Origin of the sequence: Candidatus Electronema sp. JC (assembly GCF_048287365.2) — a bacterium.
Classification (GTDB): domain Bacteria; phylum Desulfobacterota; class Desulfobulbia; order Desulfobulbales; family Desulfobulbaceae; genus Electronema.
Window position 1 is genome coordinate 23,582 of record NZ_JBLWEM020000032.1, and the last position, 16,354, is coordinate 39,935.

Consider the following 16,354-nt stretch of genomic DNA (forward strand, 5'->3'; position numbering starts at 1 on the left):
CGCAGGCTGCAATGGTGAAAAGCCGACTGATCAGCGACCTGTCGCCCCGGCAGAGCGGCGGCGAGCAGCTGCGCCTGCACATCCTCTGGCTGCTGATGATCCGGGTGCTGCTCTTCACCCTGCTCATCGCGGTCACGGTGGCCCTGCAAACCAAGGGCCGGGACATCATCCTGCCGCCGCCTGCCGTGACCATGGCCTTCCTCTCCGTGGTCTTTATTTACTCCATCGGCTCGGCGGGCCTGCTCCAGAACATGGTGCGGCACCTGCCTCGCTTCGGCCTACTCCAGCTCCTCTCTGACACCATCTTCGCCGCCCTGCTGGTGGCGGGCACCGGATGCAGCCAGTCCATCTTCACCCCGGTCTTTCTCTTCCCGGTGATCGCGGGCGGCATGAGTCTCAGCCGCACCGGCGGCCTGATCGCCGCTGCGGCGACCTCCATCCTCTACGGCGGCATCCTCGCCTGCGAGTATCTGGGCTACATCCCGCGCTTCTACGCCCAGACCCGCTACGTGCCGCCGACTGATTACCTCACCCTGACCAACGTCTATGCGGTCTACGGGCTGACCTTCTTCACCCTCGGCTTCCTCAGCAACCTGCTTGCCGGGCGGCTGCGCAAGACCGAGGAAGCACTCTCCCAGACCTCTGTCCAGTTCGACCGCCTGCACCTGCTCTACAAGCAGGTCTTTGACGACATCGGCACCGGCATAGTCACCGTGGACGGACGCAACCGGGTGACTTCCTGCAATCCGGCCTTTGAGCGGATCAGCGGCTTCACTGCCGCCGAGCTGCTCGGCCTGCCCTTCAGCAATTTTTTCCCGGCGGAAATGCTGACTGAGACCGACCAGAGCAGGCAGGTGGCGGACTTGCAGCGCAAGGATGGGGCGATGATGCGGGTGCGGCACACCTTTGCCACGCTCAACCTGCCGCCTGCTCCTGCCCTGAATGACCCCGGCGGGGCGCAGTGCAAGGTCATCACCGTGCAGGATGTCAGCCTGCTGGAGCAGATGGAGCGGCAGATGCGCAACACCGAGAAGATGGCCGCCATCGGCGAACTGAGCGCGGCCATTGCCCACGACTTCCGCAATCCCATCGCCGCCATCTCCGGCTCAGCCCAGCTCCTGAAGAACGTCCATGCGGCGGACAGCAGCCCTGATCCCCTCAGCCGGGCCAACCGCCATCTGACCGAGATCATCCTGCGCGAATCCGTGCGGATGGAGAAGACGATCACCGACTTCCTCCAGTTCGCCCGGCCTCAGGCTCTGACCTTGGAATGGTTCGACCTGCGGCGGCTCTGCGAGGAGACCATCCGCCAAGTCAAGGGCAAGGAGTCCTGCCCGCTCTCCGCCGCGATGGAGCTGGATATTCCCGACCACCTCGACTGCTGGGCCGACCGCCAGCTTGTGCAAACCCTGCTCACCCATCTGCTCGAAAACAGCTGCGCCGCCGCGTCTCAGACCGGCCAGTGGCCAGTGCTGGTGCGGGCGCGGGAGAACGAGGAAAGCGGGCGCAACGCCGTCTGCCTCGCGGTGCTAGATCATGGCCCCGGCATCGCCGAAGACCTGCGCGAGGTGGTCTTCACACCCTTCTTCTCGACCAAGGCCAACTGCGCCGGACTGGGCTTGTCCATCGTCCGCCAGCTGGCCGAGCAGCACGGCGGCAGCGTCCATCTGCTGGAGCCGGAGACAGGCACCGGCTGCGTGGCCGAGGTCTGCCTGCCTCTGCCTGCCCTGCCGGATGAGTATTAAATTTCACGCATCCAACCAGCAGGAACGGAAATTTTTTCATCTCGGCTTGCCCTTTGCGGCAGCTTCTGACGTTGCCCAGAAATTTCAGGTTCCATGACAGCTTTTCCTCTGACCATCACCCTGCCGCTGGCCGCCGCGCCACCCAGCCTGGCTGACAACACCGCCGATCTTGACCGCCTGAAAGCCGCCTGCGCCGCCGCGCTGCCGCCGGAGCTGGCTGGCTTGCCGCTGCGGGTTCCTTTCGCCCGCATGGCCCCGCTCGCCGCGCAGTTTCGCGCCGCCGGATTCAAGGGCTGGGCGATTGCGCACAATTTGCCCGGCCTGCTGGAGCTGTTCGACTTCCTGCCGGAAGAGCCGAAGCTGCTGCCGGGCATTGCTTTGGATTTGGGATCAACCCATCTTGAGGCCAGCCTGATTGACCTCCGCAGCGGCAGGACGCTGGCCCGCCGCACTGCGCTCAATCAGCAGGTGGAATACGGGGCCGACATTCTCACCCGCATTCATTTTGCGGCGAAAGAAGAAGGGCTGCGCCAGCTTCAGCAGGCGGCAGTTGATTCCATCAACAGTCTGATTATGCAGCTTTGCCAAGAGGCTGCGGTGCTGCCGGAGGACATCCGGGCGGCGGTCATCGCGGGCAACACCACGATGGCGCACCTGCTGCTTGGCCTCAGCCCGTATCACCTCTGCCGCGAGCCGTACATTCCCTTGGTCAACGCGCCCGATCCCTTTCCGGCAGCGGAGATCGGGCTGCGGCTGCATCCGCAGGCGATGACGTGGCTTTTGCCGAGCCGGGGCAGCTATTTCGGCGGCGATTTGATTGCCGGCATACTTGCGGTCGGCCTTGACCAGACTGAGCAGCCCGCGATGCTGATAGACGTGGGCACCAACGCCGAGGTGGTCATCGGCGGCGGCGACTGGCTGATCGCCTGCGCGGGCGCGGCTGGCCCGGCTTTGGAAGGCGGCGTGGCGCGGATGGGAATGCGGGCCGCGCCGGGCGCGATTGAGCAGGTCAGCATTGACCGCGAAAGCTGGCGGCTGACGTGGCGCAGCATTGCGGACGCGCCGCCGGTTGGCATCTGCGGCTCCGGCCTGATTGACTTGGCGGCAGAGCTGTATTTGGCGAGAATTATTGACCTGCGCGGCAAATTTCAGGTCGAATTTGCGGAACAGAGCGAGGCGCAGCGCAGCTTTGTCTGCGAGCGGCTGCGGCAGCGCGGCGATGAGCTGGCTTTCATGATCGCCGAGGGTGTGAGCGTCAGTCAGACCGATTTGGATGCAATGATACGTTCCAAAGCGGCAATGTATGCAATTTTGGAGACTTTGACCGCGCAGGTCGGCCTGTCCTTCGAGGAATTAGAGCGGATTCACGTGGCCGGAGCCTTTGGCGAGCATATCAGCCCGCGCCAGGCTGTCACGCTGGGAATGCTGCCAGATCTGCCGCTGGAGCGGTTTCAGCCCGCAGGCAACACCTCACTGGCCGGGGCCGAGCTGCTCCTGCGTGACAGCGGCTGCTGGGCCCGGGCGCAGGAAGTCTGCCGCAAAATCACCTATCTTGAGCTGAACGTGAATCAGGACTTCATGATCCGCTTTTCCGGCTCGCGCTTCATTCCGCACACGGATCCGGGACTGTTTCCCTCGGTGCCAGATTTTTCGGCATTGGGAATTTCAGAGGAACGACGGGCGAGCCGCCCAGCTTCGAGACCAGCTTTCGCGTCTATATACCCTCGCGCGTTGTTCTGAAGTCGTCCTCGGCTTGACGGAGAAAAAAAACTGCGGCGCATTCAAAAGCAACCCGAAATCGCTATATGCACATCAAAACGGACGGTTGCGCCGGAGAGCGAATGCGAGGGCGCGGCTTCTCCCAGAAACGGAGCCTTGGCGGGCCGCTTCACCGCCACCCTGCGACTGACAGCCCGCGCCGCAGCCAGCAGCTCTTTTTCCGCTGCCGGATTGGAGGGTTGCGCAAGGAGCTGGAGCAGCTGCGCCTCTTTTTTCACCAAAGCCGATTTGCGCCGCTCCGGGAACATCGGATCAAGATAAACTGCGTCCACAACTTGCCCCTGCGCCCGCATTTCCCGCAGAAAAGGCAGCGCGTCGCCTGCTGTCAGGCGGATGCGGACGGCAATGGCCTCTGTGTCCGGGCATTGCCGGGCGCGTTCTAAGCCGTCAGCGAGCAGCGCGGCCAGCACAGGCTCTTTTTCAAAGACATGAACGAAGCAGCCAGCCGCCGCAAGCAGAAAGCTGTCCCGTCCCAGCCCGCCGGTGGCATCTATGACCGTCAGCGGCCTGCCAATTTTGCAGCCGACAGCCCGCAGCAGCAGCTCCTTGCCCGGTTGTTTGCGGCGGAAGTCCATCGCTCCGGCAGTGAAATCCACCCGCAGCGGCCCGCGCAGCTGCGGATCGTCGGGCTTAACTAATTCCAGCCCTTCCGGCGCACAGCGCAGCAGGAGCTGATGCCGCGCTCCGGCCTCAGCCAACGGCAGGCCGAGCCGGACGGCCAGCTCCTCGGCCTGAGCAAGCAGCTCCGGCGCGGCGCAGGTCACGGCCAGATCAGGCCGGAGCGTGGCGGCGGCTTCGGTCATTTTGCGCATTGATCTTTCATGGCCTGCACTGTATCATGAACCTATTTCTTTGCAAAGCACAGGAAGAGGAAAAGACAAATGAACACAACGCAGCCCGGCGTGATCGCGATCATTCCCGCCCGCTGGCGGTCGAGCCGCTTCGAGGGCAAGCCGCTGGCCTTGATCGCGGGCAAGCCGATGATTCAGCATGTGGTCGAGCGGGCCTGGCAGGTGCCGCTCCTCTCGCGGGTGGCAGTGGCGACAGATGACGAGCGCATCGCCGAGGCCGTGGCATCGTTCGGCGGCGAGGCGGTGTTGACCCGCAGCGATCATGTGTCCGGCACCGACCGCTTGGCTGAGGCCGCCGAATTGCTGGGCATTGTCGAACACGACGTGGTGGTGAACATCCAAGGCGACCAGCCGCTTTTCCCGCCGGAAGTGATCCGGCAGGTGGCGCAGCCGCTCCTCGACGACCCGGCCCTGCCGATGGCCACCCTGATTTACAAGATCATCCGGCCTGAGGAGATCAGCGACCCCAATCACGTCAAGACCGTCTTCGACCGCAACGGGAACGCCCTCTATTTTTCGCGCTCGCCCATCCCTTTTCAGCGCAGCTTGGATGACGGCGTGCCGACCTATTACAAGCACTTGGGCTTCTACGCCTATCGCAAGGGCTTCCTCCTCACCTTTGTGGCCCTGCCCGAAGGCGAGTGGGAGCGTTTTGAAAAACTGGAGCAGCTCCGCGCTTTGGAGTATGGCTACCGGATCAAAGTGGTGCTGACCGAGCACGACTCGATTGAGGTGGACACTCCGCAGGATGCGCTGCGGGCCGAGGCGGAGCTGCTGAACCTATCGTAGCCGTAGGGGCAAAAGATTTTTTGCCCCTACTACGGCAGCATAACATATCTCAAATACAACATTGCGATGAAGAACAAGATCACCATCATCGGCTCCGGCAATGTCGGCGCAGCCGCCGCGCACTGGGCTTTTACGCGCCGACTGGGCAACATCGTCCTTTTAGATGTCGCGGAAGGCATTCCGCAGGGCAAGGCACTGGATTTATGGCAGGCCGGGCCGCTCGACGGCTTCGCGGGCACGGTTGTTGGCAGCAACGACTACGCTGATTCGGCCAATTCTGACGTGGTGATCATCACCGCAGGTCTTGCACGCAAGCCGGGCATGTCCAGAGACGATCTTTTAGCCAAAAATGTGGCCATCGTCAAGGGCTGCGCCGAGCAGGCGGCCCGTTATTCGCCCAACTGCTTCATGATTGTGGTGACTAACCCCATTGACGCGATGGTTTATACGGCGTTCAAGGCCTCCGGCCTGCCGAAGCACCGCATCATCGGCATGGCGGGCGTGCTTGACTCAGCCCGCTACCGCACTTTTTTGGCGCAGGCCCTTGGCGTTGCGCCGTCCGATGTCAGCGCGATGGTCATGGGCATTCACGGCGACAAGATGCTCCCCCTCGTGCGGCTGGCGAACGTCGCTGGCGTGCCGGTCAGCGACCTCCTGCCTGCGCAGCAGATAGCCGAGATCGTGCATCGGACGCAGCACGGCGGCGGTGAAATCGTTAATCACTTGAAAACAGGCAGCGCGTTCTGCACTCCGGGCCTCGCGGCAGTGGAAATGGCAGAGGCGGTGCTGCATGACACACGTCGCGTAATGCCCTGCGCGGCCTGGCTGGAGGGTGAATTCAATATCTCCGGCTGCTTCCTCGGCGTGCCGGTGGTGCTGGGCGCGAACGGCGTGGAGCGCATCCTTGAATTCCAGCTGACCGACGAGGAAAAGCAGGCCCTCGGCGGGTCGGTCGAGGCGGTGCGCAAGCAGATGGAGGAGACCGGGCTGTGATTGCAGAGGCGGCACGTATGTGCGGTGGCGTTCCGCATGGTTGTAGGGGCGGTTCGCGAACCGCCCCTACGGATGAACGCTACGCCGGAGACGCAAAACGTATCTCCGGATACATTGAACGCCTCACCGGATACCTTCAACGCATCCGCAGATACGCTGAACCATACCTGCGGCATGGTTGAACCTCATCGTGGACAGGAAAAAGCTGTCCGTGTCATGCTTCATCCTGTCTTGCAGAACGCTCTGCGGCCTGCGCGAGGCGAACTTTGAACCCATGAATGAAAATGGCGGAGAACAGGATCAGTTTCTTGCAGGAAGTGCTGCAAGGACTCAGCACAAAGAGGTTTGCCCCCTTGGATTTTCTTGGCGCGGGCAGTCTGACGGAACGTGCGCTCTCTCTCGCGCTGGGCGAGGAGCCGCCCTTGATGCCGGGAATGCCTGGCTGCGGAAGGGAATGGCAGCAGCTCGCTGAGGGCCTGCGCAATTTTGAGGTCAGCGGCCTCCGCGTGGTGACGCTGGGCGGCGGCACCGGGCTGTCCAAGATTGTCGGCGGGGACTCGCGGCGGCCTGAGTGGCGGCAGAATCCATTCACCGGGCTGAAGGAGGTCTTCCCGAACCTCTGCTCCCTTGTCTGCGTGACCGACGACGGCGGCTCGACCGGGGAGATGCTCAAGGATTTTCCGCTCATCGGCCTCGGCGACCTGCGCCACGTCCTGCTTTCGTCGGTGCGCAGCTCCACGCTGAAGCGGCAGCACCGCCTTGACGACCGCAAGGCCGCCGAGACAGCCGCCGCCCTGCATGACCTGTTCAATTTCCGCTTCACCAGGCAGCCGGACTCTGCCGAGCAGCTCTGGCAGCAGAGCGGAGTCTGCCCGGAAAGCCTGCCCGCGCCGCTGGCAGGTCTTCTTTCCGACCTGATGCGTCGGCTTTTCAACGACCAGCGGATGAAACCGGCCCTGCGGCGGCCTCAGTGTCTTGGCAATCTGCTGATCGCGGCATCCATCTACGGCAAACTGCCCTCCTTTTTCCGCACCGCCGAGCTGATCGCCAACCAAAAAAGGCTGCAAGCCGCCACGCTGGAGGGCATCGCCGACCTTGCCGCAGCTGTCGGCGCAGGCCGGAACGCGGTCTTCCCCTGCACGGCCACGTCGGCCCAGCTGCAAGTGCTGTACAGCAGCGGCGTGATGGTCACGGGCGAGTCCAAGGCAGGCCAGGCCGAGCGCGGCTGGCCGGTCGAGCGGGTCAGCGTGCGCTTCTCTGAAGAGCCGCATCTGCCGGAGCAGGCCGCCGAGCAGCTCCGCCAGGCTGACATCATCATTCTTGCGCCGGGCAGCCTCTACACTTCGATCATCCCCATCCTTCAGGTGCCGGGCTTGGCCGCCCTGATCCGGGCCAACAGCAAGGCGCTCAAGCTGCTGGCCGCCAACATCTGGGTGCAGCAGGGCGAGACCGACGCGACGCTGGACGCGCCGGAGAAACGCTTCCACGTCTCCGACCTGATCAAGGCCTACGACAGCAACATTCCCGGCGGCATCGAGGGGCTGTTCTCCCACGTGCTGACCTTGGACCTCGCCGACATCCCCGGCTCTGTCCTCCAGAACTACGCCTTGGAGAAAAAGGAGCCGATCTATGTGGACAGCGAGAAGATGCGGGCCTTGGGCCTTGAGCCGGTGCAGGCCCGCATCTTCTCCCGCGACCTGCTCCGGCAGGAGCATGTGGTCCAGCATGACCCGGCGGCGATGGCCGCAGCTGTCCGCGCCCTCTGGGGCCTGAGGGCCAGCGGCTTCTTAGCCGCGCCGCTGCCGCCGACCGTGCGCCGGACATCCGGGCCGGAGCCGCCTGTGAGCATCAGCCCGGACCGTCTGCTGCCCTGCATCCGCCACGAGGAGATCAGCCGGATCGTCAGCGGCCTGACCTTCCGGCATTTCAACCTGCTTTCCGAGCAGCCCAAAGAGATGGAGGCCGAGGCGCGCGAGCAGCTCGCTGACGCTGTCATCGAAATACTCTGGCGGCACCCGGACATTCATCCGGCCCATCTCGGCGCGGTGCGCGGCATCAGCCTGATCAGCGCCGCCCGCTGGAGCCGCAGCCAGAAATGGGACAGCATCCGCTCCTTTTACGATCCAGATGACGGCTGCATCAAAATCCGCCAGGATCAGGCCGAGGATCTCGGCAGTCTGGAAATGCCCCTGCTGGTCGGCCTCGGCCAGTCGCTCCTCGGCAACTACTGCTTGGAGAAGCGCATTGAGCCGGTGCTGTTTCAGGACTTTCAGGCAGGCCGCGTCTACTGGCTGCGGGTGCGCGAGCAGCAGGACTTGAACAGCTTCCTCAGTCTGAGCGAGCTGGACGAGTACCTTCAGCTCGCCCAGATGGCCCGCTCGCCCAAGCAGCGGCGGCTCTACGCCCGCACCGTCAACGGCGAGGAGGGCTTCATGCCGCCGGGCCTGCTCTTCGGCCTGCTCTTCGCCTGGTGCCTGGACAACCGCTTCGCCCCGATCATTGACCACATGATGGCCGTGCGCCGACGCGGCCCCGCCGGGCTGGTGGCCCAGCAGGCCGAGACGGTGCGGCGGCGGGAAAATTTGGTGCGTTTCTTCCGCGAGCGTGTTTTTCGCAGCCGGATTTCATAAAAAAGGCGGTATAATGCTTACAGAAGCATTATCACTGCGAGGAGCTGACGCTGCGCTGAACAGAAACGAGGAGAGCGGAGATGCGCAAAATATTGATCATGGATGACGACGAGCAGGTGCTGTCGCTGCTCTCGCGCTCAATGGAGCGGGCAGGCTTTGCCGCCGCCACCGCCGTCAACGGCCGCGAGGGGCAGCGGCTTTTGGAGAAGCAGCCCTTTGACTTGGTGATCACTGACCTGATCATGCCGGAGAAGGAGGGCATGGAGACCATCAGCTACATCAAGAGGCAGTTTCCTGAAATGAAGATCATCGCCATCTCCGGGGGCGGACGGATCGGGCCGGAGACCTATCTGCCCGCAGCCTTGGAGCTGGGCGCGGACATGGCCTTCGCCAAGCCCTTTGCCATGGACGAACTGCTGAACGGGGTGCGCGGCCTGCTGAACGAATGAGCTGCCTGCCCGCCGCCCTGCCCTGCTCCGCTGTCTGAGATCCGGCCTTCTTCCGTTTTCCGCTGTCATTATGAACCGCCGCAAGCCGGAGCCTGCGCTCCCGCAGGCCCGCTCTTTCTTTTCCGCCATAATGCTGCTCCGGCTGCTGCTGCCGGTCTGCCGCCGCTTCCGCCGCCAGCTGCTGACCGGCCTTGCCGCCCTGCTGGCCAGCGACCTGCTCTACCTGACCATCCCCCGCTATCTGAAAGTCGGAGTGGATGAGCTGGCGCAGGGCGCGGCCACAAACGGCAGGCTGCTGCTGCTTGCCGGTCTGATGCTCCTGACCGCCGCTGTCACCGGCCTGCTCCGCTATCTCTGGCGGACCCGGCTCATCGGCCTTTCCCGGCACCTGGAGACCGACCTGCGGGAACGGCTGTTCGGCCATGTTCTGCGCATGGATCAGAGCTTTTTTGACCGCCGCCCGCCGGGCGAGATCATGGCCCACGCCACCAACGACCTCGCCGCCGTGCAGATGGGCTTCGGCATGGGTCTGGCCGCAGCCGCCGACGTGACCGTGATGTCCTCGGTCGCGGTGCTGTTCATGCTCGGCATCAGCCCGTCCCTGACCTTGACCGCCGCCCTGCCGCTGCCGCTGCTGGCCATCTCGGCCTGGCTGCTCTCCCGCGAGCTGCACAAGCGCTTCGAGCGGGTGCAGGAGCAGTTCGGCCTGCTGACTGAATTCGCCCGCAACACGCTGATCTCCATCCGCCTGATCAAAAGCTGCACCCGCGAGGAGCAGCAGATTGAGGACTTCGAGCGGATCGGGCAGGAATACGTGCGCCGCAACATGCGGACAGCGGTGATGCAGGGCCTGCTACTGCCGGTGGCGATGCTCACCGGCAGCCTCGGCACCCTGCTGGCGCTGCACTCCGGCGGCAGGATGGTCATCAGCGGCGCCATCACCATCGGCGATTTTGTCGCCTTCATCACCTATTTCGCCATGCTGGCCATGCCGCTGACCACGGTCGGCTGGGCGGTGGGCATCGTCCGGCGCGGCCTGACCTCGCTCGCCCGCATAGGCCGCCTGCTCGCCGCTGAATCGGCCTTGGAGCGGAGCCTGCGCAGAACATCCAGCCCGGCCATTCTTCAGAGCCGACCGCAAATTTCGCTGCGCAAACTCCGTTTCGCTTATCCCGGCACAATCACGCCCGCGCTGATCGACATAAATCTGGAAATCGGCCCCGGCGTGTTCGGCATCAGCGGCAGGACCGGCTCCGGCAAATCCACCCTCTGCCGCCTGCTGGTCCGGCAGTATCCGGTGGAGGACGGCACCTGCTTTTTCGCTGGCCACGATGTGAACAGCCTCGACCCGGCACTGATCCGGCAGCATGTCAGTTATGTGGGCCGCGACACCCTGCTTTTCTCTGGCACGGCAGGAGAAAACATCAGTCTCGCCAAGCCGGAGGCGGCGCAGGAGGCGGTTGAGGAAGCGGCGAGGCTGGCGGGCATTCATGACGAAATCATGGCCATGTCCGACGGCTATCAGACCCGGATCGGCGAAAAGGGCCTGCGGCTCTCCGGCGGCCAGAAGCAGCGCATCGCCCTGGCCCGCGCCCTGCTCGCCGACCGGCCTGTTCTGATTGTTGACGACGCGCTCTCCGCTTTGGACGCGGAGACCGGCGAGCAGGTCTTCGCCGCCCTCCGCGCCCGCCAGCAGGGCCGGACGCTGGTGCTGATCTCGCATCAGGTGCGGCTTTTCGCGGCGGCGGATCAGGTGCTGCTGCTCGACCAGGGCCGTATCGCCGACTGCGGCAGCCATGAGGAGCTGCTGGCCCGCAGCGCGTACTATCAGGAAGCGGCCCGCAGGCAGCAGGGCAAGGAGGATGAGGATGCGCAGCTTCGGCTACTTTGAGGAAGGCAGGATCGGGCGCGTCTCCGACTTGCAAATCTGGCGGCGGATCTTCCGCCTGAGCCGCGAGCACCGGGCCAGCATCATCTGGAGCATGACGCTCTCGCTCTGCGTGACCGCCGCCGCCATTGTCCAGCCCCAGCTCATCCAGCAGGGCATTGACTCCTTCATGACCGCCGAAGGCGCGGCGGCGGAGCGCATGGACGGCCTGCTCCGCGTCGCCCTGCTCTACGGGCTGGCCGCCTTGGCCGCGTTCGGCGGCGGCTTCGCTCAAGTGGTGCTGCTGGAATACATCGGCCAGTCCATGATGCACAAGCTGCGCGGCACGCTCTACCGGCATCTGCTTTCGCTCGATCTCGCCTTTTTTCATGCCCATCCCGCAGGCCGCCTTGTCACCCGGCTGACCAACGACATCCAGAACATGAACGAGATGTTCACGCTGGTCATGGTGACGCTGTTCAATGACATCCTCAAGCTGACCGGCATCCTGCTGGTGCTGTATCTGACCAATGTCCGGCTGGCCCTGCTGATGACCCTTTTTCTGCCGGTCGCCCTGTTTCTCACTCATTTTTTCTCCAAAATCGCCCGCGAAGGCTTCCGGGCCATCCGCAGTCAGCTCGCGGTGGTCAACGCCTTCATCCAAGAGCAGGTCTCCGGGATCAGCGTGCTCCAGCTCTATGGCCGGGAGGAGGACAGCCTGGGCAAATTCCGCGAGCTGAACCAAGTTTATCTCGACCGCAACCTCAGTCTGATCCGGGTCTTCGGGGCCTTCATGCCGCTGACCGAGGCTCTGTCCACCCTGGCGGCGGCCATCGTGCTCTGGCACGGCGGCGGCGAGGCGCTGCGGCAGCAGCTGACCTTGGGCGAGCTGACTGCCTTCCTCGCCTACATGCGCCTCTTTTTTCAGCCGATGCAGGAGATCGCCCGCAAATACTCGGTGGTGCAGTCGGCCTTGGCCTCGGCGGAGCGGCTTTTCGAGCTGCTCGACATCTCCGGCAGGATCATCGAGCCGACAGAGCCGCTGGACGGCGGGCGGATCCGGGGCGAAATCCGCTTTGAGGGGGTCAGCTTCGCCTATCAGGAGGAAGACCGGAACGGTGCCGGGCGCGAGCAGGGGCGAACAGTGCTGCATGACGTTGACCTGCACATCCGGGCAGGAGAAACGCTGGCTGTCACCGGCCCCACCGGCGCGGGCAAAACCACTTTGGTCAGTCTGCTGGTCCGCTTCTACGATCCCGCCGCCGGTCGCATTCTCTTGGACGGTCATGACCTGCGCGAGTTCGCTCCGCAGACTTTGCGTCGCAAAATCGGTTTAGTGCTGCAAGATCCGCTGATCGAGCCGGACACTGTGCTGGCCAACATCCGCCAGGATGTCAGACTGAGCCGCTCCGAGGTGTACCAGCTCTTGATCCGCACCGGCTTGGAGGCTTTCATCGCCCGGATGCCGCAAGGGCTGGACACCCGCATCGGCGAAGGCGGCCTCGACCTTTCCGCCGGAGAGAAGCAGCTGCTGGCTTTTGCCCGCGTCCTCTGCCGCGACCCGGCAGTGCTGATTCTTGATGAGGCCACTTCCTCGGTGGACAGCGAGTCGGAGCGGCTGCTGGAACAGGCGGTGCGCTCCGGTTTTGCCGGGCGGACGGTGCTGCTCATCGCCCACCGCCTGTCCACGGTCCGCCGCGCCGACCGGATCGCGGTCTTTGCTCAAGGGCGGCTGGCCGAGCTGGGCAGCCATGATGAGCTGCTGGCCCGGCAGGGGCTGTACGCCGGGCTGGCGGCATCTGACCGGCAGGACGGCGGCGGGCCGGACTGATTTTTATTTCTGTTGACACCGCCGCCGGTGCAATGCTATATTTTGCCGCTTGAGCCGGGCACGTCCGGCTCTTTTTCTTTTTTTCCCTCACCCTTCTCGCTCTCCGTCAGGATCGCAGCGAGGGCCACTATGACCACGAGGAGGAATCATGCGTCATTACGAAACAACTTGGATCATGCGCCCCAGCCTGGGCGAAGCGCAGTTTGCGGAAATCATCGACCGCACCGCCGCCATCATCACCGGCGACGGCGGCACGGTGATTGACATCGCCCGCTGGGGCATCAAAAAGCTGGCCTATGACATCAAAAAAGAGTCGCAAGGCTGCTATGTCTGCATGAATTTCGCCGCGCCCGGCGCCACGATCAAGGAGCTGGAGCGGATCTTCCGCATTGACGACCGGCTGCTGCGCTACCTGACCGTCAAGCTGGCCGATGCGATTGACGCGGCAGGCATTGAGCAGGAGAAGGAGCGGATCGCCGCGCTGGCCGCCAAGGCCGCTGAGGCAGCCGCAGCTCTGGAGAACGGCATGGAGGCCGCGCAGGACGCGGACGCAGCTGACGAGCTGGCCTGACCCCCCATGACATTATCCATCATCAGGAGACACCAATCATGACCGCCCCGAAAAGCAAAAAAGTGTTCCACCGCCGCAAGGTGTGCAGATTCTGCGCTGAAAAGATGCAGGAGGTTGACTATAAGGATGTGAAAATGCTGAGAAATTTCGTCACCGAGCGCGGCAAGATCGTGCCCAAGCGGATTTACGGCACCTGCGCCCGGCATCAGCGGCAGCTGACTGAGGCGGTGAAGCGCGCCCGCCATCTGGCGCTGCTGCCGTATTCGGGCATCGTTCAGTATTAATTCCGCCGTGCCGCTGCGGCCTGAGCGCGGTCAGGCCGCAGGGAGCCTGCTGCTGGCCGGGGCCTTCCTGCTGCCGACCGCTTTCCCTCAGCTCTTCAGCTGGATAGGACTGCTGCTCGCGGTTCCGGTTTTTCTCCTCCTGCAAAACGAGGAGGAGGCCAGAGCGTTGCGGCAGCTGCGGCAGGGCCTGCTGGCCGCCGGAGCCGCCGCGTTGCTGCTGGGCCATGGGTGGTGGTTTTTATTTCTTTTGGCCGCTGCGCCGCTGGCGTGGACTCTGCACCGCAGCGCGCAGAGCGGAGCTGATCCAGCGGCGGCGGGCGGGGCCGGTCTGGCTGTTCTCAGCGGCTGCTGGCTGGTTTTCTGGACGCTGCGCGGCCTGCTGACCGGAGTCAATCCGTATGCCAGCCTGCTGGCGGATTTGGACAGCTCGCTGGAACAGCTCATGGTCATCTACCGCTCCAGCGGCGAGCTGTCAGGCGACCTGCTCCAAGAGCTGGAGCTGGCGGCAGCGGCACTGCGGAAAATTCTGCCCAAGGTGCTGCCCGGCCTGCTGGCCAGCAGCGCGGTCTTCACGGTCTGGCTGAATCTGACCGTCAGCAGCGGCCTGCTGCGCCGACTGAGGCCGAAGCAGGCCCCGTGGCCGGAATACCGCCTCTGGCGGCTGCCGGACAACCTGATCTGGCTGCTGATCGCAGCGGCGCTGCTGGCCATGACCGGCGCAGGCGGCCTTGAAACCGCCGGATACTCTTTAGCCGCTGTAATGCTGCTGCTGTATTTTTTTCAGGGCGCGGCAGTGTTCGCCGCCCTGCTCTGCCGCTGGAACGTGCCTGTTTTCTGGCGGATTGTCTTGTATATTTTTGCAGCGGCCCAAGGCTGCGGCATTCTTCTGCTGACAGTGGCAGGAGCGGCGGACACTTGGGCCGACTTCCGCAAACTGGCTCAGAACGGACAGCCGCCCAGCCGCTCCTGAGCATGTCAACACCCACGAGGATGCAATCATGGAAATCATATTGAAAAAAACCATCGACACCTTGGGCCGCGAAGGCGAGGTTGTCAACGTCAAGCCCGGCTACGCCCGCAACTTCCTCATTCCGCAGAATTTTGCGACAATGGTGAGCAAGGCCAGCTTGGCCCGGCTCCAGAAGGAGCAGGCCGCCATCGCCAAACGGCTGGAGGAGGAGCGCAAGGCCGCCGAGGCGCTGGCCGCCCAGTTAGTCAACATGACTGTGGTGCTGGGCCGCAAGACCGGCAGCGAAGGCCGCCTCTTCGGCTCCGTCACCAGCGCGGACATCACTGATCAGCTTGCGCAGATGGGCGTGCAGATTGACCGCAAGGCGGTGATGCTCAAGGAGCCGATCAAAAGTGTCAGCGAAAGCCGGGTCACAGTCAAAGTCGGCTACCAGATGACCTCGGAAATCACCGTGCAGGTGGTGCAGGAGATCGCCGCAGAGACTGTGTGAGGCGGCGGCCTGCTTCCTCCTCTTTTTCCTGCAAACGTGCTGCGGCGCCGCGCTTCCTGCGGCAGCCGCAGCTTTTTTCCAGACAGCAGGCAGAAATTGCCGCCCCGTGGTGATATCGCAGTTGTCTGATCAGCCCTCCTTTTCTCCGTCCCTGCGGCGGAGCGGCGAGCAGCCCGCCGCAGGCCGCCTGCCTCCTCAAAACGTGGAGGCGGAGCAGGCGCTGCTCGGCACGATCATGATTCAGGAGCAGGCACTGCTCAAAGTGGTCGAGCTGCTGGTCCCAGAAGATTTTTACCGGGAAAGCCACCGGGTCATCTTTGAGGCCATGCTTTTCCTCTTCGAGCAGGGGCAGCCGCACGACCTGATCACCGTCTCCAGTTATCTCAGCGACCAGAACCGGCTGGAGAAAGCGGGCGGCTCCGCCTACATCACCCAGCTCACCCAAGTCATCCCCTTTGTCGGCACGCTGACGCATCATGCCCGCATCATCCGGGAAAAGGCTGTCTTGCGCAGGCTGATTCAGACCAGCAGCGAGCTGGCGGCCCGCTGCTATGACGCGCAGGGCGAGATTGACAAGCTGGTGGACCAGGCCGAGCAGGCAATTTTTGAGGTCGCCCAGTCGCGCAAGAAGCAGGGCTTTGAGCCGATGAGCCGGATCGTGCCGAAAGCCTTTGACCGGATCACCCGCCTGTCGCAGCGGCGGGAGCACATCACCGGCGTGGCCACCGGCTATGCCGAACTGGACCGCATGACCGCCGGCCTCCAGCCCTCGGACTTGGTCATTCTGGCGGCGCGGCCCTCGATGGGAAAGACGAGCTTGGCCATGAACATCGTTGAACATGCCACAGTGTCGGGCAAGGTACCGACCGCTGTCTTCAGTCTGGAGATGTCCTCGGAGCAGCTGGCCCTGCGGCTGCTCTGCTCGGTGGGCAAGGTGGATGCGCAACGTGTCCGCACCGGCCACCTGCTTGATCAGGACTGGCCCAAGCTGACCAGAGCGACCGGAATGCTCACTGAATCGCCCATTTTCATTGACGACACCGCAGGCATAACCGTGCTGGAGATGCGGGCCAAGGCCCGGCGGCTGAAAGCGGAGCATGATCTC

At 63.8% G+C, this 16,354-nt stretch carries 14 protein-coding genes; 13 read left to right on the plus strand and 1 reads right to left on the minus strand.

The window, feature by feature from the left end; genetic code table 11:
* Positions 1-11: 11 nt before the first annotated feature.
* Together ACNKH3_RS05320 and ACNKH3_RS05325 are read left to right on the plus strand one after the other, a co-directional pair.
* Positions 12-1,745: a two-component system sensor histidine kinase NtrB gene (locus tag ACNKH3_RS05320; RefSeq protein WP_420208496.1), complete on the plus strand. Its 1,734-nt coding sequence runs from the start codon at positions 12-14 to the stop codon at positions 1,743-1,745.
* Positions 1,746-1,838: 93 nt separating this feature from the next.
* Positions 1,839-3,485, plus strand: coding sequence for an ASKHA domain-containing protein (locus ACNKH3_RS05325; protein ID WP_420208497.1), 1,647 nt, complete (start codon positions 1,839-1,841; stop codon positions 3,483-3,485).
* A 41-nt stretch (positions 3,486-3,526) separates the two neighbouring features.
* On the opposite strand, the gene ACNKH3_RS05330 is transcribed toward ACNKH3_RS05325, so the two are convergent.
* Complete coding sequence (locus tag ACNKH3_RS05330) at positions 3,527-4,336, minus strand: class I SAM-dependent methyltransferase (RefSeq protein ID WP_417916132.1); 810 nt, start codon at positions 4,334-4,336, stop codon at positions 3,527-3,529.
* A gap of 69 nt (positions 4,337-4,405) precedes the next feature.
* On the opposite strand from ACNKH3_RS05330, the gene kdsB reads away from it, so the two are divergent.
* The 11 genes from kdsB to ACNKH3_RS05385 all read left to right on the plus strand — a co-directional run.
* Positions 4,406-5,164: a 3-deoxy-manno-octulosonate cytidylyltransferase gene (gene kdsB, locus ACNKH3_RS05335; RefSeq protein ID WP_417916133.1), complete on the plus strand. Its 759-nt coding sequence runs from the start codon at positions 4,406-4,408 to the stop codon at positions 5,162-5,164.
* Positions 5,165-5,230: 66 nt separating this feature from the next.
* The gene (mdh, locus tag ACNKH3_RS05340) at positions 5,231-6,157 is read left to right on the plus strand and encodes a malate dehydrogenase (RefSeq protein ID WP_417916134.1); all 927 of its coding nucleotides are present in this window, start codon (positions 5,231-5,233) and stop codon (positions 6,155-6,157) included.
* A 284-nt stretch (positions 6,158-6,441) separates the two neighbouring features.
* Entirely contained in the window at positions 6,442-8,787 is a 2,346-nt protein-coding gene (locus ACNKH3_RS05345; RefSeq protein ID WP_417916947.1) for a gluconeogenesis factor YvcK family protein, read from the plus strand.
* Between the two features lie 80 nt (positions 8,788-8,867).
* Complete coding sequence (locus ACNKH3_RS05350; protein WP_417916946.1) at positions 8,868-9,236, plus strand: response regulator; 369 nt, start codon at positions 8,868-8,870, stop codon at positions 9,234-9,236.
* Between the two features lie 130 nt (positions 9,237-9,366).
* The gene (locus ACNKH3_RS05355) at positions 9,367-11,127 is read left to right on the plus strand and encodes an ABC transporter ATP-binding protein (protein WP_420208498.1); all 1,761 of its coding nucleotides are present in this window, start codon (positions 9,367-9,369) and stop codon (positions 11,125-11,127) included.
* Entirely contained in the window at positions 11,105-12,934 is a 1,830-nt protein-coding gene (locus tag ACNKH3_RS05360; protein WP_417916944.1) for an ABC transporter ATP-binding protein, read from the plus strand. The genes ACNKH3_RS05355 and ACNKH3_RS05360 overlap by 23 nt, the downstream gene beginning before the upstream one ends.
* A gap of 148 nt (positions 12,935-13,082) precedes the next feature.
* The gene (gene rpsF / locus ACNKH3_RS05365) at positions 13,083-13,505 is read left to right on the plus strand and encodes a 30S ribosomal protein S6 (protein ID WP_417916943.1); all 423 of its coding nucleotides are present in this window, start codon (positions 13,083-13,085) and stop codon (positions 13,503-13,505) included.
* Positions 13,506-13,543: 38 nt separating this feature from the next.
* Entirely contained in the window at positions 13,544-13,789 is a 246-nt protein-coding gene (gene rpsR / locus ACNKH3_RS05370; protein ID WP_417916942.1) for a 30S ribosomal protein S18, read from the plus strand.
* Between the two features lie 7 nt (positions 13,790-13,796).
* Positions 13,797-14,759 carry a DUF2232 domain-containing protein gene (locus tag ACNKH3_RS05375; protein WP_420208499.1) on the plus strand — a complete coding sequence of 321 codons (963 nt, stop codon included), beginning with the start codon at positions 13,797-13,799 and terminating at the stop codon, positions 14,757-14,759.
* Between the two features lie 28 nt (positions 14,760-14,787).
* On the plus strand, positions 14,788-15,249 hold the full coding sequence (gene rplI / locus ACNKH3_RS05380) for a 50S ribosomal protein L9 (protein ID WP_420208500.1): 462 nt from the start codon (positions 14,788-14,790) through the stop codon (positions 15,247-15,249).
* A 106-nt stretch (positions 15,250-15,355) separates the two neighbouring features.
* Positions 15,356-16,354 (plus strand): replicative DNA helicase (locus ACNKH3_RS05385; RefSeq protein WP_420208501.1); only part of this gene is annotated, 999 nt, incomplete at its 3' end.